The organism is Rubripirellula lacrimiformis, from assembly GCF_007741535.1.
Classification (GTDB): Bacteria; Planctomycetota; Planctomycetia; order Pirellulales; family Pirellulaceae; genus Rubripirellula; species Rubripirellula lacrimiformis.
In genome coordinates, this window is the sequence record NZ_CP036525.1 from 4814613 (window position 1) to 4837774 (window position 23162).

Below are 23162 nucleotides of genomic sequence, written 5' to 3' on the forward strand. Positions count from 1 at the left end.
ATGATTCGTTCACCGCACCAATCACCGTCGCGGCCAATCCAGCCGCGATGCGGCGACGGGGTTGCGATCGATCCCTGCACCACTAGCGGATGTAGGACTTCAACAACTTTAGCGTCGCTTGGACAGATTCAAGCGACGCTTTTTCGTTGGCCGTGTGGTAGCCCGTGGTGGGAACCTGAAGCGTTGTCCCATTGATGCGTCCTTCGGTGGCGGTTGCCAAGCGTCCTAGTTCTGTCCGACCTAGCGACAGCGGCTTTTCGCGAGTCGCGTTCAGGTCCGCGACGTATTTGTCTTTGAACATATAGCTTATGCCCATGATGTCACAACGGCGTGCCAGTTCCTGGGTGACGGCAGGTGCGAACTTCGCGGACGCATCCCCGGTTCTTAGCACCACGTCTTGAGCCGACGCTGCTTCGGGCGTCGCAAAGGGACTGGTATCCAAAACGATGATGCGGTCGGTGGTCCGATTTTGGCGTTGAAACCAGGCCAGCGCGTATTGCCAACTGCGGCCGGCTTCTTCCCCGGCGGTGAACAATGCCGTGCCACGAAACCCGTTGCGGAACAGGTAGATCATCATGGCCACCGATAGAACGTTATCCAGTTGGGCGCTGATGAAACCGTTGGCGACCTCCAACCGGTCCAAGAACGAAACGGGGGTCCCGGGCTGCAAAAATTCCAACCCTTCGACTTCAAAGATCAGATTGCGACGTTGTTGGCAGATGAATGATCTTGTGATCGTGCCCTGTCCAAGGTAGCTGCCCGCGTAGGGTGTGTGCGCTTGGACGCGTTCGCCGTGGAAACGATCCGCGATCAGTTCCATCGTTTGCTCGGACACACTATCGCCGGTCATCTCGCCGCGGTTGGCGATGATGAAGGCCGCATACTGAAATTCGTTTGGCCCGGTGCAAAGCAGACCGTGCCTGTCGACATGTGCCGATAAGATTTGGCCCTTGGGGTCCCCGCCGTCAGCGACCAGCAACCCGTGATAGCGAGTCACTTCGATCGGCAATTCATCCAATTCGCGTCTCAGCACACGAAAGAACGCGTCTTCGCAGCCAACGATGGATGGTTCCCGAACCAGCCCGCGAAGCAGGATCAAAAAGTCGTCCAATTCACCATGCACATGCGGCTTATGAACGCTGGTGTTTGGCTCAGGAACATCGTCGGTCATGGAAACCTGGCGGGCTGCTTTGTCAAATCGGGTCGGGATCGGCATCGTGGAATTCTCGAGTGGTGGCGACAAGAATGACGCTAGCCAATCGGATGATTTTCCACCAGATCTTTGTGATGCGATTTAGCCTGCTTTGCCAGCTAGTGTGAAACGAACGGCGACCGTGAAACTTCCTTCCTGCTTCATCGAACGCAGATCGATTCCCGATCCAGCCATCTGCGAATCTAGCGGATGGCGTAAAAACAAAAGGATTAGGGTCATTCGGTTCCGGGAAACTTCAACACCCGTGGCTCGTCCTCGTCGTCCTGATCCGATGGTGACTTCGAATTGCCTGGTTTGGATCTGCCTGGTTTCGCCTGCCCAGGCCCGGTTCGGTTGCCCGACGGAGCATCGTCGGTTCGCTTTGGCAGCGGCAGAGTCGAAGGTTCCCAGAAATTCGCCGGCTTGCTTGGCGGTTTTGGGATTTCATCCGGCTCGTCCTGTTCGGTCAGTTCATCCAAAAGCGTGCCGATCGTACTGAACGCTTCCAATTGCTCGCGAAGGCTCGGATCCATGACGCCGCGGCGGATCTCGCCAATGGGCTCGGACTCGAATTCGTGTCCGATTTGCCAGTCGACTTTGTGGCGACGTGATAGTTCGCACAAGACGTCCGTCATTGCCAAGACGGTCCCATCGGGCAGCTGCTGGTCTGCAGCCGGTGGCTGAGCATCCGGGCTAGACGCGGATGTACCGGGATCCTGCGTTGGATCAGATTCGGCGGGTTCGGCGAAGAAATTCGGCATACTGGTCCCCATCAGGTGACCATCGGACTGCTGTTCCAAAACCACCGGTTCGCAGCTCGCCCAAGTGAAGCCGGACGATAAACAGGAAGCATCAGCCTTGATCTCGAAGGCACGTGCCGGATGCACCGCCTCTGTCGAACGGTACTGAATCGAAAATCCCATTGCGTGGCCTTCGTTTGTTCTTGCGGATTCTGGCCAACTTCGCCAACTGGCACGACTATTCTATAACCTTCTTTCCGTGACAGCGGAACCAACGCGTTTCGGGCCCCTTCACGAAATTCCTCCCTCTATCGCCCCCTTCGCCTCCGGCTCTGTCCTGATCCCCTGCCAGGTTTTCGAATGCTTCAGCGTCCAAGTCGATCGATCCACTGTCTCGCCATCGCCGTTTTCTCGTTGGTCGGCAGCGTGTTCTTAACGTCCGCGGTGACGGCGCAGGACTCCGATGGATTCGACGCCCGCTATGCACGGATGCAGTCGCTCGGTGACCGCATCAAGTCCAAGGTGTACCGCGATTCAGTCAAACCCAAATGGTTTGGGGAAAACAGTGACCGTTTCTGGTACCAAGTTCAAACCGGCGCAAACACTCATGAGTTCATCACGGTCGATGCGCAGGCCGGAACGCGGAAGCGGTCTTTTGACCACCAAGCACTCGCCGATGCGTTGACCGAGCAGACGGATACGCAGTACCACGCGGACCGTTTACCGCTGAAACGTTTGCGGTTCGAAGGAGATCCGGCCCACCTGTTGATGGTCGTCGACCAACGGGCCTGGCAATTTGAATTGCCCAATGGCCCTCTGATCGCCCAGGACGATGACGTGTCCGCCACAGCCCTGAAACCGCTATCACGCCTTCGTCGCAGTCGGTCCGGCACAGATGAGACAAAGATCCGATTCGTTAACCAAACATCGCAAAAATTGGATATCAGTTGGATCGACTTCCAAGGCGACCCCAAACCGATGGGCCAAGTCGAAGCTGGCAAATCAGTCGACTTCAGCACCTATTGCAAACACATTTGGATGCTCAGCGAGTCCAGCGGAAAACCAGTCGCCCTGTATTCAGCAAACGAGTCGGCTGATTCTGCGATTTTCGATGGCAAGTCCGAACGGCCCGAGATGAAATGGGACCGCCATGACGCGCGAAAGTTTCAGTCGTGGGCATCGCCCGATGGAAAATTTGCGATCGATATTCGCGATGACAACATCGTCCTGAAGAACACCGAAGACAAATCAGAGTCGATGTTGACGACCGATGGTACGCCCGAGCACCGGTACGGCCCTGATGTGTACTGGTCCCCCCAATCGGATCGTTTCTTCGTTCTGAAAACTCGCGTTGGGCAGGGCCGCGAGATCACCATCGTCAAATCGTCACCGGATGGTTCGGTTCATCCGGAATTGAAAACGATCCGATACGAGAAACCCGGCGACCAAAGATCCCATTCACGCCCCGTTCTATTTGCCAAATCGAACGATTGGAAACCGGAAACCATCGAAGACGACCTGTTCCCGAATCCGTTCGCTTTGGGAAATTTCCATTGGCACAGCAGCGGGTCAAGGTTCTCGTTCCTGTACAACCAACGTGGTCACCAACGTCACTCGTTGATTTCTGTCGACGCAAACTCGAACCAGCCGCGCGTGGCCATCGACGAAACCAGCGACACGTTCATCTGTTATTCGGGGAAGACCTATCTGCATCGCATCGACGATACCGATGAACTGATCTGGATGAGCGAGCGGAGCGGTTGGAACCACTTGTATTTGATCGATCAAGTCAGCGGCGAAGTCAAAAACCCGGTCACACACGGCGACTGGGTCGTCCGCAGTGTCGAACATGTCGATGACCAGAAGCGTCAAATCTGGCTCATCGTTTCCGGGATCGATGCGGACCAGGATCCCTATCAGCGTCATCTGATTCGCGTCAATTTCGACGGCACCCAACTGACGCGGCTGACCAGCGGCGACGGCGACCATACTTGGCAATTTTCACCGGACCGACGCTTTTTGATCGATACCATGTCACGAGTCGATCTAGCACCGGTGACCGTGCTTCGAAGTGCCGACACCGGGGATCCCATTTGCGAATTGGAACGATCGGATATCGCATCTCTATTGGAAACCGGCTGGCAACTTCCACGCCGCTTTGTAGCGAAGGCACGCGACGGCGTCACTGACATCCACGGCATCATCATTCGCCCGACAAACTTCGATCCGCTGAAGAAGTATCCCGTCGTCGAGAACATCTACGCCGGCCCCCATTCATCGTTCGTGCCCAAGGCGTTCGGCGTTCACCGCGGTTTGTACGAAATCGCCGAGCTAGGATTCATCGTCGTCAAAATCGATGGGATGGGGACCAGCAATCGCAGCAAGGCGTTTCATGATGTGTGTTGGAAGCACCTTCACGACAGTGGATTCCCCGACCGAATCCGATGGATCCAAGCTGCGGCCGCCGACCGCCCTTGGATGGACCTAACGCGAGTTGGTATCTACGGCGGATCGGCCGGAGGGCAAAGTGCAATGCGAGCGTTGATCGACCACCATGACTTCTATCATGTCGCTGTCGCCGATTGCGGCTGCCATGACAATCGCGTTGATAAAATCTGGTGGAATGAACAATGGATGGGATGGCCGATCGGCAAAGAGTACTCGGACGCATCCAACGTTGATCAAGCGCACCGAATGCAAGGCCGGCTGATGTTGATCTGGGGTGAACTGGATACAAACGTCGACCCAGCTAGCACGATGCAGGTGGTCAACGCCTTGATCAAAGCCGACAAAGACTTTGACATGCTTTGCATTCCCGGTGCCGGCCACGGGGCAGCCGGACATCCCTATGGAAAACGTCGCCAAGCCGAATTCCTGATGCGTCATCTGCAGTGAAGCATCGGCCACCGCTAGTCGCCCGCCGACGCCGTCAACATCGATTTCATCTTGGCTTCGGTCATTTCGGATCGCTTCAAGGTGCGAACGTCGCCCCACAGCATGACCACCATCACTTCATCGCGATCACCAAAGATCTGTCCGACAACATCGTCTTCGGCCAGGATCCACTGATCGGGATCCGACCATTCGACCGCCAATTCCGGCGGCGCGTCGATCAACACAATCGTTTCCTTCAATCCGTCGGTAGCATCGTCGATTGCCGCTGGAGTCCTAGTGCCATGCCACACCGATCCCGGAAACACGGGTGCCCGCAGCGTCGTGTGGGTGGACGCAAGATCCGATGCCGGATCGACTGCGGCCGCGTAGATGGGCACCACCGTACTTCGAACCGCGCGGTTCGCTTCGCTGTCCCATGATTGCTTGGGGTCCAACGACTTCCACAATTTCACTTGATCCAGAAACGGCAGAATCGCTGTCCGCCATCCGTACAACGGATTCCCGTCCGGATCGGTGTAGACACCTGCGGGCAAATGCCGGTACGCCGAATTGAAATTGTGCAGGGCCAGACTCAATCGGCCTAACGACTTCTGCTTGGCCAACTGAAGCCGATCCGCCGAATTCGGGATCTGGACTTTCAGTTGCCTGATGATCTGATCCTCGGACGCAGTCACGACTACCGTTTGTTCGACGCACTCCACATCGAACGCATCGGATCCGGCTGTGAATCCAGACAACAAACCTGTTACCAGTTCTTTGGTTCGTTCCGCCGCAGCCAAGTCGCCGGTTTCGATACGAAGTCGAATCTCCGGTCGCGGCGGCATCCGCCATGAAACCACCACACGGCGAATGTCAGAAATCGCTTGACGCAGATTGATAGAGTCCCCCAGTGCCCCCGCTCCCCAGGAACGCGGAACGCTCTGCGGCAACAGCAACGCCAAGTCGGACCGCGTGCCATCGTCGAACGCGACAGAGATTCGCTGAGGAAGCTTGGCATCATCGGAATCCCGCTCGGTCAAATCAAACCGTCTGGCCGGTTTCGGGTTCATCGCTCGATCGATCGCCGTCGACGCACCGATCAGCGTACTCGATTGGTCCGAGCGAGCATCCCATTGGTCGGCCAGTCCAGGGATCAGGCGAGCATCCATCCATCGGCGAAGCGACTTCGCAACAGCCTCGGATTTGCCAGCAGTATCCGTTGGCAAAATGATCAAAGGAAATCGCTCGGCAATCGACGGCAGCGAAGCGGTCACACACAATCCATCGATGCCGCCATCACGAAGCGATTGAAACATTTCCAATTCAGGCTGAACGGATTTGGAATCAAAGTCATTCCCCGTCGTTTGATTGATCCAAGTCAAGAGAGAGCCCAGATCGATCTGTGTGATATCCAATTCCCACAGGGCGAACGATGTAGACTCCAAATATGGCGTCGCGGGGTGCACACGGGTGGATCCTGTGTCCACATCGTTGATCAGCACCGGTGGGATCTCCACCTGTTTCACGCCCTGACCGCGAGCCGCTGGGACAGACGAGTTGACCAACAGCACAATCGATACTGCGGTGATCCAAGATTTCTGATTCATGGTTTCACTTTCCAATGAATGATGGTTTCGGTATGGGGGTCATTGCCGGAGTTGGGAACACGAGTCAGAACGGCGTGTGACGGATCGATTCGCCGATATCCGAAGGGTTGTCCAGAGACCGCGTCATTCCAGGCCGGAACAGGTTCTAGCTGGGACAGGGTTTCGGGCAGTTCCCCCGACTGAGCAACATGCATACGTAATGCCTCTAGGGTGATCAGACGGGCCAGTTGCTGGTCAGCGCGTTGGCTGTAATTCGCTTGCACGAACTGCGGCAGCAACTCGGATGCGACTCGGTCGACTAGGTCGCTACTCGACTGCAACCGAACCAGTTCAGGACTTGGTTGCCCACCATCTCGACGACGGATTTCAAGCGGGATCGATTGCCACGCCAACCATTGATCACGAATTCGAATCAGACGCTTCGATATCGTTCGCAGGACAGCTTCGCTGCCCGAAAGATCGGCCGCGTACTGCCCGAACACAGGATCCTGTGCCAACTGATGACGTGACGATTCGGCACGACTGGCCACGTACAAACTGATCCTGACAGCCGCCCGACGACGATCGTCTTCCGGGTCCGCCGAGACGCCAACCAGGATCCCGTGAAAATCATCCGCCAATTTTCCCAGCGCTTCGGCAGCCGCAATCTGGCCGATCGGCTGGGGCGGCAAGTCACCATGATTGGGCAACAGCTTGGTGAACAACGTCGACTCGAACTCAATCGAATCTCGCACCTCGAACAATTGTTCTCTGGGCAGTGCCGCCAATGCCCAGTACATATTGGGGAACCCCGGTTGCTGCACCGCGACTTCTAAGACAGTCATCATCCGCTGGGCGATCGAGATACCGATCACTCGGCCAATCAGGAGGTCAGTACTGTGGGCGGCAACCTGCGCCAGCCGAAAGCCGATACGCATCGACCGAATAGCATCCTGATACCGCTGTTCGACCAAGGCGATTCGGATTCGTGCCTCCAGTAGCCGAGACAGCACACGCATGTCCTGATACTCCGGCAACAACAGCCCGATGGTTTCGTGAACCGAGAGTTGGTCCAGGGCCAGGTCGTACTGGACCTTCATCGCATTTTCAATTCGGTCCAATTCGCCCATGGCGACCTGGTACTTTCCCAGCGATTCACGAACCGGTGCCACCGGATACTGGTCCAGAGGCAGATCGTTCCACTGAATATGCTGCCGATCGTCCGGCACAGTATGGGCGGCAAAGGACTGCCTCAAAATCAACGCGCGATTGACCCAGGGCATGGCGTCATGATCCAGGCGGTTTTGCGGCGCCGGCCATAGACGGTGCCGCAAAAGTGGATCGGGCGCCGACTGCGGATGCAGCATGAACGGATGGCTGTCTGGACAGCTTGGCCGGTCCACCGCAACCGACTGGTCAAAGGCTGGTGACACCATGACCTGAGCGGACGCGGTCGACGACCAACCGACCACCACGAGAAACATCCAAGCAGAAAACTTCATTGCACTGTCTCCATAGAACGAGTCACCAAAAGCAGATCGCCTGCGGTCAGCAGAGATCGAGGCGCCCCTGGGGTCTGCAGCGGCTGATCCACAGCATTCTCGGATTCTGCCAGTGTGGGCGAGACATCGAACGCCGACAGAGAATCACGATCATCCCAGTGAAGTCGTCCATCTGAATCCATTGGGATCCGGCGATGAAAGGCCACCAATGCTTGACGTCCATCGTTTCGGCTAGAAACAACAGGGAACGTTCGGTCGGGCCGATTCGTCACGATGTCCGCTGGCCGCCGTTTGGACCGATCCGTGGGTTTCGTGGGGGCAATTCGATGCGGCTGGCGGCTCGCCACGTCATGTTGGTCATTGGCAGGTGCCGACGTCGAAAGATCGCGATGGAGATCCGGTGATCGGACACCTAGGCCGATGCCAAAACCGATCGGCCCGGCCAGCAATGCCGCCACGCAAGCGGCAATCCATCCCTGCCGGTGAACGAATCGGGCAGGGCTACCGTGCGATGGCACAGCACTGCCCGTCGCATCCTGGGCGATCTGAATGCGTGCGGCTTCGAACCCCGCACGATAGAACACTTCCCCGGTGTCACCGGAGTATTCGGCTGGCTTGATTTGCCGCAGCGAATCGGCCCAGGTTGGAATGTCTTCGCTCATTGGATTTGCTGGGTCACCGAAGGAGGATCGACGGGGTTGAGTTGTTGTTTCAGAGTTTCCAAACCGCTGTGAAAACGACGATGCGTGCTCGCTCGCGATAGTTCCATCACTTCGGCGATGGATTCGAATGTCATGTCGCCCCATAAATGCATCACGATGATTTCTCGCATCGGCGAATCCACTTTCATCAGCGCCGCGGTCGCCGTCGCCGCGTCGATCGATTCCGAAATGTCCACTTGAAACCAATCGGCACGTCCAACCCGAGTTTCGCGGCATCGACGCCGACCACGGGAACGATGCCATTGAAGGATCTGGTTCCGCGTAACGCGCACCAGCCAAGCCATCGGATCGTCCGGCATCTCCGCTTGACTCGCCAATCGGACAAACGCTTCCTGAACCGCGTCTTCGGCCAACGCTGAATCGGAACCTGGTCCGATCGAACGCGCTATCAGCAGCAGCCGATCGGCATGTTCATTCCAGATTTTCGATAGCGTGGCAGCTTCGATCAATTCATCGATTCCGATGGATGCGAAGGGGGATGAGGAAGCCAAACGCGGTCCGCCCATCTCGGACCGGGCATTCCACTTGCTTCGTTGTATCGAAAGCAAGGATGCCGCGACGCATGCACGGTCTCACCCGAACCGACAAATTTCTAGAAGCAGCAGACGGTCCCTAGGCTTTTAGCGTGGGTGGGACCTTGTGAAGTAGAAGGCTGAAACGTTGAGCGGTGCCATGCGAAACCGAAGGCAACGTAGATTTTTGAACCACGAATGACACGAATGACACGAATTGGAAGGACATCCGTACTGTCATATTCGTGTCATTCGTGTCATTCGTGTCATTCGTGTCATTCGTGTCATTCGTGTGATTCGTGTGATTCGTGGTTTGCCGCTTTCTGGCTGGCGATGGCGGCGAGCCGAATTGAAAGCGTGATGAGTTCCGCGTTCTAAGCCGGGGTGATTTCGGCTACGATTCATCCTCGTGAATTCCCCCGATATGACGAAGGAAACGACTGATGGAACCGATTCTGTACAAGGTGCTGCCCGAGGATGTTTGGCGGTCGGCGCGGGAAGCTGGACTGTATTCCGGTCACGGTATCGATTTGACCGATGGATTTATCCACCTTTCGTCGCCCAGCCAAGTGGCGGAAACCTTGGCCAAGCATTTCGCTGGGCAAACCGGATTGGTCTTGCTTTCCATCGCCGCGGAATCACTGGGAAACACGCTGCGCTGGGAACCGTCGCGAGGCGGTGCGTTGTTTCCGCACGTCTACGGCGACATCCCAATCGCGGCGGTCCAAGAGTCGCGGCGATTGGCATTGAATGCCGATGGAAACCACGTGCTTCCGGAACTAGGGCAGAAACCGGAATCCCATTGATTCCGAATCAGCGCGCGGTTGTTCTACAAAACGGTGCTGTCAAAGATCGTAACACCGGCCCAAGTTTCCTTGTTCTCGGCAATGAAAGCTTGGTGACGTTCGGAAACTTGGTACTTGTCGTGGGCAGGTCGATCGGCAAAGACCATGTGCAGCGAAACGTCGAAGTCAGCATTCACCGGACGATCAAGTTCTTTGTCTCGCACACCCAGATCAAAGTCCGTGACACCGTCGTGGTCTGTCAGATATTTTTTCGCTTCGCTGATCAGATGCTGAACGCCGGCTTCGGAGCGGTCTTTGAGCGTAAAGAAGACGTGATGGGCAAGTCTGGCCATGGTGAATTTGCGGGTCGCGTAGGGGAATGGATCGAGGCCTGAATGGAACAGCGCCCCAGAGGTCATTTTGGGCCGATAGCTTGGCTCAGACGGCAGCCGAAATCAACTAGCCTGGATCGACGTCAACCGTGATGGGCGAGAACGGCACGTGTTTGATCGCGGCTCCGCCGTTGTGAAATTCAATCTCGTCGATGCATGCACCGTCGATCCGCCGATGCGTGTGCCCAAACACGATTCGTTTGATTCCCGCCGTTTTTTCGACGGGCTGCTCGGCCAACCATTTCGCGACTCGCAAACAGGTTGCCTTTTCGCGATGCACCGTCCACGACGCCGCGCCGTGCAATCGGATCGCGATTGCAGCGTCGTAGAGGCCGCTATGAAATTTGTTGGCAACAGGTTTGTGCCTCCACAGACGACGGTAGTCTTCAAAACCCTGTGACGTCCCGCCGCCTTCGATCACATCGCCATGCAACCAAAGGGTTTGGGCAACACGAAGGCATTCAATCCCGGCGGTAAAACGATTTCGGCTTTCGGCCCACTGGATCAAGCGATCTTGAAATTTCGTATGCGCATCGTGGTTGCCGTTCAGATAGACAAAGCGTTTTTCGGGGAACGCGACATACCAACGCTCTAGCCAATCCAGTGCCTCCTGAATCGACGACTCCTCATTCTCCAGCCGGCTCCAGCGAAAATCAAACAGATCGCCTCCCCAAACGCACAGGTCGGCCTGCTTGATCGCGTGGCGGATCGAATCGCTGTACTGATCCGCGATGGATCGACTGCTAAGCCAATGCAGGTCGGACACAAAAGAAACTTTGCGTATCGAATTGTCGTGCCAGACTTCGATCATCTGAAAAAACACCCGGGTAGAAAAGTCGGATCGATCTAGAGAACACAGCGGTCACAGGGCACCTGTTTCCCTGCACCTTACTGTACTGTGGCCGCGGTCGGTACACTGCGTCAAATTGAACATCCCCCCCCGAGTCGATTTAGCCAATCGGGATCCCCATCCCCGGCCCATCGATACGACGTCCTATTGACCGTGCGGAAACTACCGATGGAAGATCAGCAAGAGGGTACCCCGGAACCTCAAACCGGCGGCACCAAAGTCGATTCGACCGCGCCGACAAAGAAGCTGGCCAATCGTTGGCGGCGAGCCGCGATCGCCGCGATCGTTGGCAGCGGTTTGATCGCCACCATCTGGGCAGGCGGCGACGATTCGGATCACCAGTACGCGAATATGGCAATGTTCGTCGTCGGCGCGATCGCGTTGATCTACGTCGCGCTGCAGATCCATCTGATCGCGCTGCGCCGCGGGTTCCGATATCTGGTCCCCGCGATGGTGGGCGTGGTGATTGGCGGCGCGATGTCTCTATTTCGATTCGATGGATTCAGCGGCGAAATGATGCCGCAGTTTGCCTCCCGATTCCAGCAACCGCTTGAACTGGCAACGGTCGGCCCCGTCACCGAAGATTCCGCCGAAATCTCGGCCGGCGATTCTCCGATGGTGCCATCGCCGGAATCCATTTCAGAGGCCGATGTATCAGGGTTCCTTGGGAACCAACGCGATGCGGTCATCGATCAACGTTTGTTCAGCGTCCCGGATTCGGCGTCCGACATCACCACGCTTTGGAATCAGGGCATCGGCCAAGGATGGTCGTCCTTTGCCGTGGAAGACGGTCGGGCGGTCACACTGGAACAACGCCAGGACCAAGAGTGTTTGACGTGTTACCAATTGCTGGATGGGGAACTGTTGTGGATTCAAGAACACGAAGGTAGGCACGAAAACGCGCTGGGCGGTATCGGTCCCCGTTCGACACCGACCATCGATGACGGGCGCGTCTACGCACAAACCGGAACCGGGTGGGTTTGGTGCACCGATCTGGAAAGCGGAAAAGTGATTTGGACGGTCGATTTGTTAGAAATCGCAGGCTGGGACCAGTTGCAGTCCGAGGCACTGATCACGTGGGGGCGGGCCGGTTCGCCCCTGATCGTCGACGGCATGTGCGTTTTGCCCTTGGGCGGGCCAGCGGTCGATTCGGCACCCGCGGCAGGGTCCGAACCATCGGTATCTGCGAAGCGAAGTTTAATCGCCTTGGACGCGGAAACCGGCGACATCATTTGGCGTGCTGGCGACGGACAGATCAGTTACGCGTCGCCAACACTGATGACCTTGGCCGGTCAACGACAGATCGTGTCGGTCAACGAAGCGACCGTGACCGGACATGCCATCGATGATGGCCGCGTGCTGTGGGATTTCGTTTGGCCAGGACAGTCCAACGGTGGTGCCAACTGCGCTTCGGCCATCCCCGCGGGCCCCGACCGGTTTGTCATCGGCAAAGGTTACGGCGGCGGCAGTGCATTGGTAAGCGTCGAAGCTGATGGTGACGCGTTCAAGGCCACGCCCGTATGGGAATCGTCATCCGTCCTAAAGACGAAATTCACGCACGCTTGCATCGCCGGAGATGTTGCTTACGCGATCAGCAACGGATCGCTGGAAGCCGTCGACGTTGCCACCGGCGAATCCCTGTGGCGTCAACCACGAAGCGAACGACTGGGACAAGGACAACTGATGCTGGTCGGCGACGTTCTGGTGGCACAGGCGGAAACGGGCCAGGTCGTCTTCCTAGACGCCATCGCGGATCACTACCAACCCCTGCTGACGCTGCCGGCAATGGATTCCAAAACATGGAACATCCCCACCGTGGCTGGCCGACATCTATTGGTTCGCAACGATCGACAAGTGATCTGTTTCCTGATGCCGGCAAAGTGATCGCTAGCGTTTCGGTGCAGGTCGCTTGACTTCGAATCGATCCGTCGTTCGCACGTACCCGTTGCCGCCCATCCGTCCGATGGTGTCCAACAATGCGGGATCCGGAAAACCGTCATCGGCGACGACGCGGTCATCGACATGGATCCCTAAGATGCGGCCGATCACAAGGTTGGCTCCGCCGGGGCCAGTGCCCAACGTGACAACGCTATGCAGTTCGCATTCCAAGGCTGCCGCGGCGTCCGCGACTCGCGGCGAAGCGACCCACGTGGATTCCATTTTCTCGACGTCGGCGATCACAAACTCGTCGTCGTCGGGATCCAGTTCCGCCGCTGTCTGATTCATCGATGCGGTCAGGCTTTCGGTCACCAAATTGACCACGAAGTGCCCTGTTCGGCGGATGTTGGCAAGCGTGTCTTTGGGGCTGCCGTCGCGCCGGTTCGCCGGACAGAACATCAGCGTAGGCGGATTGGCACCGACACCATTGAAAAAACTGAACGGAGCCAAATTGGCGACGCCGTCGATCGATACCGTGGACACCCAAGCGATCGGGCGAGGCGTGATCAGACGCGTCATCCACTGATACAGATCACGAACCGCTAGATCATTTACGTCAAGTTGCATCGCAGGCCGTCGAATCCAAAAGCAGGTTTCAGGAAAGCAGGTCGACCATTTCAGCATGGATCGCATCGGATCCGCTGACACAGAACTTCGGCAACCAATCATCCATGGTTGATCCGTCATATGCGGTCAACGTAGCCCCCGCTTCGCGTGCAATCACGATCCCCGCGGCGGAATCCCAAGACGCGACGCTGGTTGCCCAATACGCGTCCAACCGTCCGGCGGCGACGTAGCACATGTTCAACGCGCAACTGCCAAGCCGTCGAAGCGATCGACAACGTTCCAACACACGGATGAACTTGGCGACTTCCGGATCATCGCCCTTCACGCCCGCAGGAAAGCTGCAGGCAACCAACCCGTCGCCGAGCGTTTCGCAGCCGCTGACATGAATGGGCTTGCCATTGCACTTGGCACCGCGACCGTCGACGGCGGTGAACATTTCATCGGCGACCGGATCATAGATCACGCCTAATCGCATTTTGCCCGCCGAATACAGCCCGATTGAAACGGCAAACGATTGAAGATGATGGACGTAGTTGATCGTTCCATCCAACGGGTCGACCACCCAACACGGCGGCGCGTCGGCCGCACCTTCGCGGACTGCGGGCAGCGGATCGTTCTCGCCTTCTTCTTCCCCGACAAAGGCATACCCGGCAAAGGCATTCATCAGTATCGACCGAACCGCTCGCTGCGACGCCAAGTCCGCATCGGTTACCAGATCCTTGGGTGCTTTTTCGCTGACCACACGACTATCACGCCGTGACATCAGTTCAACAGCGCCAGCTCGCGCCGCTGCGATCGCGACTTGTAGGTGTTGTTCGTCCATTACAGATCGAGTCCGTCGTGTTCGGTTTCCAGACGTCGCAGTTCTTCTAGCCACAGCCGGATGTCATTGTCATATTCGGTCGCCATGTTGCTGATGATCAACTGACGATGAAAGGCCGCCGCACCTTTTTCAACGTGTTCAGCAGCTTCGGCATTGGGGAATCGTCGATTCGGGTCAGGCGAAATCAAACCACCGATGAAGTTCATCAACAGCTCGTTACGCGACACGTCCTCGGGCAGAATCGATTTCAATTTCGCAGGCAGTTCCCGCTTGGCCTGCAACAGGTCTTTGACTTTGGGGTTCTGACCAAACGGGCTTCGTCCGCTTAGCAGTTCGATCAACACATAGCCGACGCTCGCCAAGTCACTGCGAGGCGTGGCTTCCCGATTCTCCAGCACTTCGGGTGCCGCGTACATCGGCGTGCAATCTCGGTCCCGAGGCGGATTGCGGTAATCGATCGCCGACCCCATGTCGATCAGCTTGGCGTGTCCGCTTCGCTTCAACATGATGTTGGATGGCTTCACATCGCCGTGCACGATCCCCTCGCGGTGCAATGCGGCCAACGCCGCCAACACTTCGCGGACAATCGCCACCGCAACGCCCGGACGAAAGAAGGACTGTTCTTCGCCGGCCGACAGAATGACTTCGTTGATGTAACGCCAACGCCGACTGCTGACATGTCCCTGCAGCAAATGCAGACATCGCGGCGACATCAACTGGCGAAGGTCATAACCATCGACCCATTCCATCATCATGATTCGAATGCGTTCGCGTTCGAAAAAGTTCTGGACGTCCAACAGATTGTCATGCTGGATCAGCGCCACACGGGCCGCGATCGATGCGACGCGTCCCATTGCCTCGGTATAGGCACCGGTGCTGCTGTAACGTTCGGGCGAAAAGACTTTCATCGCAACCGGAACGGTAAATCCATCCGTGCCGCGATACTCCGTTAGATACACCTCGCCCTGACCACCACGCCCGAGTTTGCGGAGCATGTGGTGGTGCCCGGTCCACGAAACCTTCCCGCTGGAACTGATTCGTTCGTAAGCAGCGATTAGCTTCGGGTCGCCTTTGGACACCGCCGTACCTTCGGCGGTGATCGTCGGGTTCGGCTCGTATCGAGTCGTCGAGGGTATGTTGGCGTCTTCCATCCGCGTTGCCGGTCTTAGAACCGAATGTGTCCGTGTGAAAAGTGATGCCGTGACGAAAAGGTTCGATTGCGGTCGCTAAACAGTGGGCGGTGTAGCGTAACGCATCCGTATCGTGGCAGGGGGATTCGTATCGGGGGGTGCGACCGAGCACGGAATCGGCTGGTCATCATTAGTAAGCGAAAACGAGCCCAGGATACCGCCGCCCGCCCCCAACCGTATCCCTGTCGATCGGTGAGAGGCAATTGGTCGCTCGCAATCCGCCACTAGGATGGCGAAACTGCGTCATTGTGCAATGACATCGCTCAGTCAACCATGATAGCAGAGGACGATCCGACTGCGGCTAGGCTAGCACGCCTAGGACTGTCCATTTTGTGCATCCCTTTCGGGGCGTTGGGAACCGCCAAGCGGCGAATGCTAGAAATACCGCACAGGTGGAAATTCGCACAAAAACGACCGTGGCTGGCCCGACACGGTTGATTTCGACAAAAGTTGGCTCCGGATCCCCATCGAAAGCACTGCCTGGCCCGATCGGTTCGCCGGGGGGGCGGTATCGAAAGCGTATTCTTGCCTGTGTTGATGGCGGTCGGCAGTGAAGACCCCAAACCAGCGGATCTCGGCTTCCGCCGCGGCCGCTGTCCGGGGGCACTCGGTGAACGCAGCGATGACTTTTAGAAGCGGCGTTCAGTCACGGGACTGCGACCTAGGTGGGCCCGGCCCACGATCAACGCCACCAATGCGCCGGCTGCGAACCCGCCGATATGGGCCCACCATGCGACACCACTGGCGTCGCCGCTGGCGGTCGCCGACACACCGCTAAAGGTCTGAATCGCAAACCAGATGCCCAAAAAGATCGGCGCTGGCAAAACAAAGATCTGCAGAAAGATCACGATCGGCAGCACCGCTTGAACTCGCGCGTGAGGGTAGAACCACGCGTAGGCTCCCATCACCCCGGCGATCGCGCCGCTGGCACCAATCGTTGGGATTGGACTGCCCGAATCCGTCGCATAGTGCGCTAAGCCGGCGGCGATGCCAGTGCCCAAGTACATCAACGTATAACCGACGTGCCCAAGCCGGTCTTCGACGTTGTCGCCAAAGATGTACAGAAACCACATGTTGCCGATGAAGTGCATCCAGCCGCCGTGCAGAAACATGCACGTGATGACGGTCATCCAGGGCGAGATCACGGCAGGTGCCAACACGTGCTCCACTACCGCGACCTGCACTCCCAGCGGCGTCTGCACCGCCATCTGTTGCTGCACCGTGGCGACAGCACTGGGATCGGTTAGCCGCAGGGGAACGAACCCAAACGATTCCGCAATCGTTCCCGCAGGTTCGCTCAGTTGAGCCGCGAACGCGATTGCGCAAATCCCGATGATCGCGTAATTCACGAAAGGCGTTGTTCGGCTGGGAATGTTGTCTCTTAGCGGGATCATGGCAGAGCGATTATCGTATCCAAGCTGACTCGAACAACCCTTCAACGAAGAATCGGATTCTGAAATGCGAAACTTTCCAGCCACCCGTCGTTCGGCGCGCCACCAGATCGGGAATTCGCCACCGGGCGGTCGCCTGCGTTGGCTGAATCCGGCGCCCGGTGTCGCCGCCCGGATATCCCGATCGATTGCGATGGTGGCAATCGCGTGCGCGGGTTCTGGCATTCTGTCGTCGCCGCTTGGTGCCCCGACCGCATCGGCCCAAGAAAGCTATCCCGTTCATCCGGATTCCGTCGTCAATCCCGATGTGCCGCATGGCAAGGTTGAATCGTACACGTTCGACAACAGCAAGACTTATCCGGGCACGCACCGCCAATACTTTGTCTACACACCGGCCCAATATGAACCGGGCAAACCGGCTGCGTTGATGGTGTTCCAAGACGGCGGCGGCTACGTCAACGAAAAAGGCACGTGGCGAGTGCCCGTGGTATTTGACAACCTGATCGCAAGTGGCGAGATGCCAGTCACGATCGCCGTGTGCGTGAACCCCGGTGTGGTCAGCGGCCAGTGGAAAGAGGAATCATCCGACAGCGGCGAGCAGTCTGCCCAGAATCGATTCAACCGCAGCCTGGAATATGATACGGTCAGTGATCGCTATGCAACATTCTTGATCGACGAACTGCTGGCCGAAGTCGGCAAGAAATACTCGCTGACGGACGACCCAAACCTGCGTGCGATTGGCGGCAGCAGCAGCGGCGCGATCGCGGCGTTTGGAGTTGCGTGGAATCGACCCGACCAATTTCGTCGCGTGCTGAGCACCGTCGGTACGTTCGTGGGTCTGCGCGGTGGCAACGAATACCCAACGTTGATTCGCAAGACCGAACCCAAACCGCTGCGTGTTTTTCTGCAGGATGGCAAGAACGATCTGGACATCTATGGCGGTAGTTGGTGGAACGCAAACCTGACGATGCTATCGGCGCTGCGTTGGGCAGGCTATGACGTCAACAACGCTTGGGGCGACGGCGGTCACAACAGCAAACACGGCGGGGCGATCTTGCCCGACGCACTGCGTTGGCTTTGGAAAGACTTTGATCAACCCATCACCACATCCATCACCGATCACCCGGAACTGAAAGACCGAATCATCCAAGGCGAAGACTGGCAACTGGTTTCCGACGGGCACCAATACACCGAAGGACCGGCTGTTTCGCCGGACGGTGTGGTTCACTTTGTCGATGGACCGCGGGGCGAAATTTGGCGAGTCAGCAAAGACGGCGACAGCGCCGAAAAATGGATCGATGACATGCCGGGCGTCAGCGGGTTGATGTTCGATGCCGAGGGTCGGTTGTACTGCGCACGCAACACAGCCCAAACGATGACGCGTGTTGCCCCCGACGGAACCCGAGTCGATCTGTTCACCGGAGTCTCCTGCAACGACCTGGTCGTCCTCGACCACGGTGTCTATTTTTCTGCACCTTCGGAAAAGGCCGTCTACTACCTGCCGCTTGGCAGCGAAGATGCGAAGCCGATCAAAGTCGGTGACGGTCCCGAGAAACCCAATGGATTGATCGTTACCCCTGACAAACGTTTTCTGTTGGTCGTCGACGCAATGGGCCGTTACATCTGGTCCTACAAAATCGCGAACGATGGTTCGCTGCTATACGGGCAAAGCTATTCCTACGTGCATTCACCACAGGACGAAATGAATACCGGCGCCGACGGCGTCACGATGACCAGCGACGGATCGCTATTGGTGGCAACCAAGCTTGGCGTGCAAGTGTTCGACCAACCCGGCCGCGCACACGTGATCCTGAAACGCCCCAAACGGGGTGGCCGATTGTCGAATCTGGTTTTTGCTGGTGAAGACATGCAGACCATTTACGCAACCAGCGGCAGCAGCGTTTTTCGGCGGAACACGAAGATGCAGGGTATCGCACCTTGGCAACCGAGTCTGGCGCCGCCCAAACCTCGACTGTAGAAACGTCGGGGGGTAGCAATGAAGAAGAAACGCGACCGGCTTAGCCTCATGCAGGCCGGTCGCGATTCACTGCAAACGTTTTCTGCCGCCAGCATTCCTTTGCCAACAAGCGGAGACGCGACTCAAGTGAGTAAGAGCAGAAAAAGAGGGTGACATCCATGTACGCAAGACAAAGCCTGCTGAAGCGGTCCGTCAGTTTCACCCCTCGAAGTATGGCTGACCGCGTCCTCTGCGATCCTCCGCGGAAAGCTCAACTCGTTTGAACTTCCCATGGTCTGGTGGGACGGACTTTGCAAAAGACACTTCCTTCCGAAACTGTCTTTTTCAAGCCGTCCAGCTTGGTCATTGAATCGTCAAGCGATTGACGTAGCAAGAGAGTTTGGTGGTGGCTGGTCGGCGACGTCGGTGCGACCAGATCGCAATTTTTGTGCGGATGCAAGAAAGTGTTCGTAGATCGAACTTCGCATCGCAAACTCTCCGAAAAGTTTTGAAACCGTATCGATGCCGACAACCTTTTGGCTCTCGACAACACGCACTTGGATCGGGGGAGAATGTGGCGTTGGATAAATTGGATGTCAACAACAATCTCTTACAACCTTTTCATTTCCTTGCGACGAACGAACCGAAAGGCAATGAAAAACGGTGCGACATCGGCTAAAATTTTTTTAGCGGATCCGGCCACGTCGATGACGAAAACGTGGCTACGAAAACGACACGCCTAATCGAATCAACGAAACGAAACTTCATGCCCGATAACGAGAATGCAGACGCTGCCCCGATACGGACCATTGATCCAGTCCAAGGGTCATCGACGGAACATGCGGCAAGCGTTGTCAAGAGCCATGATCATCCATCCGATAGCGACGCGCGGTATTGGTGGAGCGACGTGTATGTCGACGAAATGATCCGACAGTTGGGGCCTTCGGTGTGCCGCAAAGTTTCAGTTTACCCATTGCCAATTGGGTTTCAACTGTCCGTGATCGTTCCGGTGTATAACGAACATTCGACCATCGCCGATGTCGTTCATCGGTTGCGCGGCACCGGCATGCCAATGCAAATCATTTTGATCGACGATGGCAGCGACGATGGTACTGGCGAAGTGATCGATTCGTTCCAGAACGATGCGGATGTCGTCGTCGTCCATCACGATGTGAACGTAGGCAAGGGAGCCGCGATTCGATCCGGCGTTCGCGTCGCGACAGGCAACGTGATCGTGATCCAGGATGCCGATCGCGAATACGATCCATCGGACTTCCGATCGCTGCTGCAACCCATCATCGAAGGCGAATCGGACATCGCCTACGGGACACGTTACGGGCACTGTGATCGTTCGCTATCGCCTTGGTGGCACCAGGCTGTCAACGGGCTGCTGACGCTGCTGGCCAGCATCGCAGTGGGCATTCGGCTTAGCGACGTCGAAACCTGCTACAAGATGGCGCGGCGAGAGCATTTTGAAGGTGTCCTTGACGACCTTCGCGAGAACCGTTTCGGGATCGAGATCGAGATCACCGCACGGTGGGCACGCAAGGGGTTGCGGTTCACCGAACGTCCGATCCGTTACCACCACCGGTGGTACGACGAAGGCAAAAAAATCGGTTGGCGGGACGGGGTCAGCGCACTTCGCTGTATCGTGGTCTACGGCCTGCTGCGTCGATAGAAACCCCCGTGATGCCCCGCGATCAAGCCAAGTCGCACGGCAGCGCCGCGGAGGCCGCACAGCCTCCCCAAGGTGCCCCGGCCGCCCGGTCGTGAATGCTTGCAACCGCTGCGTCCGACAAACTCTGGCAAATCCACAATTTTCTTGACTTGCTGGTACGAGGATCGCTAGGCTTAAGCGTGGCAGACACCGCTCTTTTCACCGGTCTGTTTCCATCTTCTCTCGATCGATTCGGGCATTCGCTCACGGATCGACGAAGGTTCTCTAGGAGGCTTTCGGATCATGGTATTCTCGAATGTTGCAACCGCCTTGGCGGTCAATTCAGCGTTTCTGCAAGAGATCAAGGACAGCAATCCCGACCTTTGGGCAGCGGCCGATCAGTTGCGCGTCGTCCTGGGTTCGGGTGACGATGCGACGGCAAAGCTTCGTCGCACGACGCGGCTGCTGGACCAGATTCGTGACGGACTGGCACTGCAGTTTTCGCTCGAAGAATCGTATGGCTACCTGACGGTGGGACAGCCGAAATGCGAACGCGAAAGTGAACTCGCGACGATCGCGCAGTCCCAACACGCACCGCTGTACCTGTCGCTTTGCGATCTGGTTGAACGCGCCGAGGAACTGCAGTACCGGGGGGTTCAACCGCTGCAGATGAACGAACTGGTTGGGCAAATCTACGACTTCGACCGACAATGGCAGGCGCACGAGCAGATCGAAGCGGACCTGATTGGTCAGTCTTTTTGAATCAAGCGTTCGTGATCGATGACAAAGTTGACTACATTAGGTTGTGTCCGCGAATTCATCGTTGATCCGTCCACGGATCCCTGGTCCGCTATGGGCGTCGGAAACCGAAATGGATGCTTCCGCCGCAAAACTTCGCAAGCAGGTATCGTCGAATGATGACCGAATCAAAAATTGGACCAATGGAAATCCTGTTGGTCGAAGATGGCTGGACTGACGCTCGCGTCACGATCTATGCACTGCGACGCAGCAAGGTCCATCACCGGCTAACGCTAGTCCGCACGGTCAGCGAAGCGGTCGCGTTCGTCCGCCGCGAAGGAATTTTCGCTCGCGCGCCTCGCCCCGATCTAGTCCTGCTGGACATGATGCTGCCCGACGGATGCGGCCTGGACGTGATGGAAGCGTTGCACTCGCCCACCGCCATCGGCCCGGATGGAAACGGCCCCACAACCGTCGTGCTGACCGCGTCAACCGACCCAGAACTGCGTCGACGATGCGACGAACTGAAGGTCCACGATTACATGACCAAACCAGTTCGCGAAGACGAATTCATGCGAGTCGTCCGGGATCACAAAAAGCTGATGATCCACACAACGCCGCTGATGGAAATCGCCACCGTTTGACGACGTCGGTTGGTGCGAGGGATTGGACGCGATTGCCCGGGTTAGGGATTCTGGCGAATCCCACGACGAGGCCAGCGAACCCGATCAGTGCGTTCTCCCCTTGGGGAGAGTCGGCCTCTTAAGGGCCGGTGAGGGGGGCAGTCTGCAATGCGGCGTGGGGGGATGCTCGCTCCATAAGACGCCGTCCCCGGCGAAGCGAATCCTGCCGAATCCGGTTGTTACTTGTCGAACCAATTCTTGACGGCTTGCACCGTTGTTGCTCGGCCGGCGCGGGCGATCGATGTGGTCAACGGGATTTCCTTTGGACAAACCGCGACACAGTTCTGTGCGTTGCCGCATGTCGCCACGCCACCGGGGCCCATCAATGCGGTCAGACGCTCGTCAGCGATCGCCTTGCCGGTCGGATGATTGTTGAACAACATCGCTTGCGAGATTGCGTGAGCGCCGACAAAGCCTTCGTCGAAGGACGCGTTCTTGCGAGCTTCGAATTCTTCATCCGACTCGCCGTCCTTCTGAGTCAGTTCGACCTTGTTGTACTGCGGGCATGCTTCCAAACAGCAACCACAACTCATGCATTGGCTTAACGGATAATTCTGTTCCTGAGTGTCACGCAGGACGCGTTCACCGGGGCCCAGGTTGTAATAGCTATCGACAGGAACCCACGCCTTGACTCGCTTCAGACCGCGGAACAATCGTTGACGGTCCACCATCAGGTCGCGCAGTACCGGAAACTTGCTCATCGGCTCGAGCACGATTTCGTCTGGATTCTCTGCCAACAGACGATCAACCAGGGCGCTACAGCTTTGCCGCACGCGCCCATTGATCAGCATCGTGCACGATCCACAAACCTCTTCCAAGCAGCCGCAATCCCAGGCCACCGGAGCGACAGCTTTGCCATCCACTGTCTTGGCTTGCGCCGCGACACGTTGCAGGATCGTGATGACGTTCAGTTCCGGTTCGTACTTGATCTTATGCAGTTCCCAGTACGGTTCTTCCGACGGTCCATCTTGGCGACGGACACGAACGTTGATGAACTCGGGACGCTTCTTGAGAGTGGGTTCGAGGGCGGACATCCGTCGATCCTATATTCAAATGATGTTAA

Annotated in this window: 21 protein-coding genes; 7 read left to right on the plus strand and 14 right to left on the minus strand. The window is 57.2% G+C overall.

Going from position 1 to position 23162, the window contains the following annotated elements:
• Positions 1–82 precede the first annotated feature (82 nt).
• The 3 genes from K227x_RS16980 to K227x_RS16985 all read right to left on the minus strand — a co-directional run bounded on the left by K227x_RS16980 (position 83) and on the right by K227x_RS16985 (position 2115).
• Positions 83–1171 carry a peptidase M42 gene (locus tag K227x_RS16980; protein ID WP_145178003.1) on the minus strand — a complete coding sequence of 363 codons (1089 nt, stop codon included), beginning with the start codon at positions 1169–1171 and terminating at the stop codon, positions 83–85.
• A gap of 123 nt (positions 1172–1294) precedes the next feature.
• Positions 1295–1432, minus strand: coding sequence for a hypothetical protein (locus K227x_RS30660; protein ID WP_218933319.1), 138 nt, complete (start codon positions 1430–1432; stop codon positions 1295–1297).
• Positions 1429–2115 carry a hypothetical protein gene (locus tag K227x_RS16985; protein WP_145171303.1) on the minus strand — a complete coding sequence of 229 codons (687 nt, stop codon included), beginning with the start codon at positions 2113–2115 and terminating at the stop codon, positions 1429–1431. The genes K227x_RS30660 and K227x_RS16985 overlap by 4 nt, the downstream gene beginning before the upstream one ends.
• Positions 2116–2292: 177 nt before the next feature.
• Between K227x_RS16985 and K227x_RS16990 the strand changes: the two genes are divergently transcribed.
• A complete protein-coding gene (locus tag K227x_RS16990; RefSeq protein WP_145171305.1) occupies positions 2293–4827 on the plus strand; it encodes a prolyl oligopeptidase family serine peptidase in 2535 nt (844 codons plus the stop codon).
• 14 nt (positions 4828–4841) lie between these two features.
• On the opposite strand, the gene K227x_RS16995 is transcribed toward K227x_RS16990, so the two are convergent.
• From K227x_RS16995 to K227x_RS17010, 4 genes are read right to left on the minus strand one after another with little or no spacing between them, the layout of a single operon-like run.
• Entirely contained in the window at positions 4842–6413 is a 1572-nt protein-coding gene (locus K227x_RS16995; RefSeq protein ID WP_145171308.1) for a DUF1559 family PulG-like putative transporter, read from the minus strand.
• Positions 6410–7894: a hypothetical protein gene (locus K227x_RS17000; RefSeq protein WP_145171310.1), complete on the minus strand. Its 1485-nt coding sequence runs from the start codon at positions 7892–7894 to the stop codon at positions 6410–6412. The genes K227x_RS16995 and K227x_RS17000 overlap by 4 nt, the downstream gene beginning before the upstream one ends.
• On the minus strand, positions 7891–8556 hold the full coding sequence (locus tag K227x_RS17005) for a hypothetical protein (protein WP_145171312.1): 666 nt from the start codon (positions 8554–8556) through the stop codon (positions 7891–7893). The genes K227x_RS17000 and K227x_RS17005 overlap by 4 nt, the downstream gene beginning before the upstream one ends.
• Complete coding sequence (locus tag K227x_RS17010) at positions 8553–9107, minus strand: RNA polymerase sigma factor (protein ID WP_218933320.1); 555 nt, start codon at positions 9105–9107, stop codon at positions 8553–8555. Before K227x_RS17010 ends, K227x_RS17005 begins: the two co-directional genes overlap by 4 nt.
• A gap of 464 nt (positions 9108–9571) precedes the next feature.
• Between K227x_RS17010 and K227x_RS17015 the strand changes: the two genes are divergently transcribed.
• Positions 9572–9934 carry a DUF952 domain-containing protein gene (locus tag K227x_RS17015; RefSeq protein WP_145171315.1) on the plus strand — a complete coding sequence of 121 codons (363 nt, stop codon included), beginning with the start codon at positions 9572–9574 and terminating at the stop codon, positions 9932–9934.
• A 23-nt stretch (positions 9935–9957) separates the two neighbouring features.
• Here the strand turns inward: K227x_RS17015 and K227x_RS17020 are convergent, their stop codons facing one another.
• Entirely contained in the window at positions 9958–10266 is a 309-nt protein-coding gene (locus K227x_RS17020) for a Dabb family protein (RefSeq protein WP_145171317.1), read from the minus strand.
• 106 nt (positions 10267–10372) lie between these two features.
• Complete coding sequence (locus tag K227x_RS17025; RefSeq protein ID WP_145171319.1) at positions 10373–11116, minus strand: metallophosphoesterase; 744 nt, start codon at positions 11114–11116, stop codon at positions 10373–10375.
• A 207-nt stretch (positions 11117–11323) separates the two neighbouring features.
• On the opposite strand from K227x_RS17025, the gene K227x_RS17030 reads away from it, so the two are divergent.
• Complete coding sequence (locus tag K227x_RS17030) at positions 11324–13039, plus strand: outer membrane protein assembly factor BamB family protein (protein ID WP_145171321.1); 1716 nt, start codon at positions 11324–11326, stop codon at positions 13037–13039.
• A 3-nt stretch (positions 13040–13042) separates the two neighbouring features.
• On the opposite strand, the gene K227x_RS17035 is transcribed toward K227x_RS17030, so the two are convergent.
• From K227x_RS17035 to K227x_RS17050, 4 genes are all read right to left on the minus strand, one after another.
• The gene (locus K227x_RS17035) at positions 13043–13660 is read right to left on the minus strand and encodes a flavin reductase family protein (RefSeq protein ID WP_145171323.1); all 618 of its coding nucleotides are present in this window, start codon (positions 13658–13660) and stop codon (positions 13043–13045) included.
• Positions 13661–13688: 28 nt separating this feature from the next.
• Positions 13689–14483, minus strand: coding sequence for an inositol monophosphatase family protein (locus K227x_RS17040; RefSeq protein ID WP_145171325.1), 795 nt, complete (start codon positions 14481–14483; stop codon positions 13689–13691).
• On the minus strand, positions 14483–15619 hold the full coding sequence (locus K227x_RS17045) for a serine/threonine-protein kinase (RefSeq protein ID WP_145178005.1): 1137 nt from the start codon (positions 15617–15619) through the stop codon (positions 14483–14485). Before K227x_RS17045 ends, K227x_RS17040 begins: the two co-directional genes overlap by 1 nt.
• Positions 15620–16302: 683 nt before the next feature.
• Positions 16303–17067, minus strand: coding sequence for a rhomboid family intramembrane serine protease (locus K227x_RS17050; protein ID WP_145171327.1), 765 nt, complete (start codon positions 17065–17067; stop codon positions 16303–16305).
• A gap of 64 nt (positions 17068–17131) precedes the next feature.
• On the opposite strand from K227x_RS17050, the gene K227x_RS17055 reads away from it, so the two are divergent.
• The 4 genes from K227x_RS17055 to K227x_RS17070 all read left to right on the plus strand — a co-directional run bounded on the left by K227x_RS17055 (position 17132) and on the right by K227x_RS17070 (position 22060).
• Positions 17132–19042: an SMP-30/gluconolactonase/LRE family protein gene (locus tag K227x_RS17055; RefSeq protein ID WP_246145867.1), complete on the plus strand. Its 1911-nt coding sequence runs from the start codon at positions 17132–17134 to the stop codon at positions 19040–19042.
• A gap of 745 nt (positions 19043–19787) precedes the next feature.
• On the plus strand, positions 19788–20699 hold the full coding sequence (locus K227x_RS17060; protein WP_145171329.1) for a glycosyltransferase family 2 protein: 912 nt from the start codon (positions 19788–19790) through the stop codon (positions 20697–20699).
• A gap of 282 nt (positions 20700–20981) precedes the next feature.
• Positions 20982–21440: a hypothetical protein gene (locus tag K227x_RS17065; protein ID WP_145171331.1), complete on the plus strand. Its 459-nt coding sequence runs from the start codon at positions 20982–20984 to the stop codon at positions 21438–21440.
• A 152-nt stretch (positions 21441–21592) separates the two neighbouring features.
• Entirely contained in the window at positions 21593–22060 is a 468-nt protein-coding gene (locus K227x_RS17070) for a response regulator (protein ID WP_145171333.1), read from the plus strand.
• Between the two features lie 218 nt (positions 22061–22278).
• Here K227x_RS17070 and sdhB read toward each other — a convergent pair whose 3' ends face one another.
• Positions 22279–23133: a succinate dehydrogenase iron-sulfur subunit gene (gene sdhB / locus K227x_RS17075; protein WP_145171335.1), complete on the minus strand. Its 855-nt coding sequence runs from the start codon at positions 23131–23133 to the stop codon at positions 22279–22281.
• Positions 23134–23162 lie beyond the last annotated feature (29 nt).

Bases quoted from the DNA above. Each gene is read 5' to 3' on its own strand.
- K227x_RS17020 (WP_145171317.1), bottom strand. From the start codon at position 10,266: ATGGCCAGACTTGCCCATCACGTCTTCTTTACGCTCAAAGACCGCTCC.
- K227x_RS16995 (WP_145171308.1), bottom strand. From the start codon at position 6,413: ATGAATCAGAAATCTTGGATCACCGCAGTATCGATTGTGCTGTTGGTC.
- K227x_RS16985 (WP_145171303.1), bottom strand. From the start codon at position 2,115: ATGGGATTTTCGATTCAGTACCGTTCGACAGAGGCGGTGCATCCGGCA.
- K227x_RS17005 (WP_145171312.1), bottom strand. From the start codon at position 8,556: ATGAGCGAAGACATTCCAACCTGGGCCGATTCGCTGCGGCAAATCAAG.
- K227x_RS16990 (WP_145171305.1), top strand. From the start codon at position 2,293: ATGCTTCAGCGTCCAAGTCGATCGATCCACTGTCTCGCCATCGCCGTT.
- K227x_RS17070 (WP_145171333.1), top strand. From the start codon at position 21,593: ATGATGACCGAATCAAAAATTGGACCAATGGAAATCCTGTTGGTCGAA.
- K227x_RS30660 (WP_218933319.1), bottom strand. From the start codon at position 1,432: ATGACCCTAATCCTTTTGTTTTTACGCCATCCGCTAGATTCGCAGATG.
- K227x_RS17040 (WP_145171325.1), bottom strand. From the start codon at position 14,483: ATGGACGAACAACACCTACAAGTCGCGATCGCAGCGGCGCGAGCTGGC.
- K227x_RS17035 (WP_145171323.1), bottom strand. From the start codon at position 13,660: ATGCAACTTGACGTAAATGATCTAGCGGTTCGTGATCTGTATCAGTGG.
- K227x_RS17025 (WP_145171319.1), bottom strand. From the start codon at position 11,116: ATGATCGAAGTCTGGCACGACAATTCGATACGCAAAGTTTCTTTTGTG.
- sdhB (WP_145171335.1), bottom strand. From the start codon at position 23,133: ATGTCCGCCCTCGAACCCACTCTCAAGAAGCGTCCCGAGTTCATCAAC.
- K227x_RS17015 (WP_145171315.1), top strand. From the start codon at position 9,572: ATGGAACCGATTCTGTACAAGGTGCTGCCCGAGGATGTTTGGCGGTCG.
- K227x_RS17060 (WP_145171329.1), top strand. From the start codon at position 19,788: ATGCCCGATAACGAGAATGCAGACGCTGCCCCGATACGGACCATTGAT.
- K227x_RS17055 (WP_246145867.1), top strand. From the start codon at position 17,132: ATGCGAAACTTTCCAGCCACCCGTCGTTCGGCGCGCCACCAGATCGGG.
- K227x_RS17050 (WP_145171327.1), bottom strand. From the start codon at position 17,067: ATGATCCCGCTAAGAGACAACATTCCCAGCCGAACAACGCCTTTCGTG.
- K227x_RS17030 (WP_145171321.1), top strand. From the start codon at position 11,324: ATGGAAGATCAGCAAGAGGGTACCCCGGAACCTCAAACCGGCGGCACC.
- K227x_RS17065 (WP_145171331.1), top strand. From the start codon at position 20,982: ATGGTATTCTCGAATGTTGCAACCGCCTTGGCGGTCAATTCAGCGTTT.
- K227x_RS17000 (WP_145171310.1), bottom strand. From the start codon at position 7,894: ATGAAGTTTTCTGCTTGGATGTTTCTCGTGGTGGTCGGTTGGTCGTCG.
- K227x_RS16980 (WP_145178003.1), bottom strand. From the start codon at position 1,171: ATGACCGACGATGTTCCTGAGCCAAACACCAGCGTTCATAAGCCGCAT.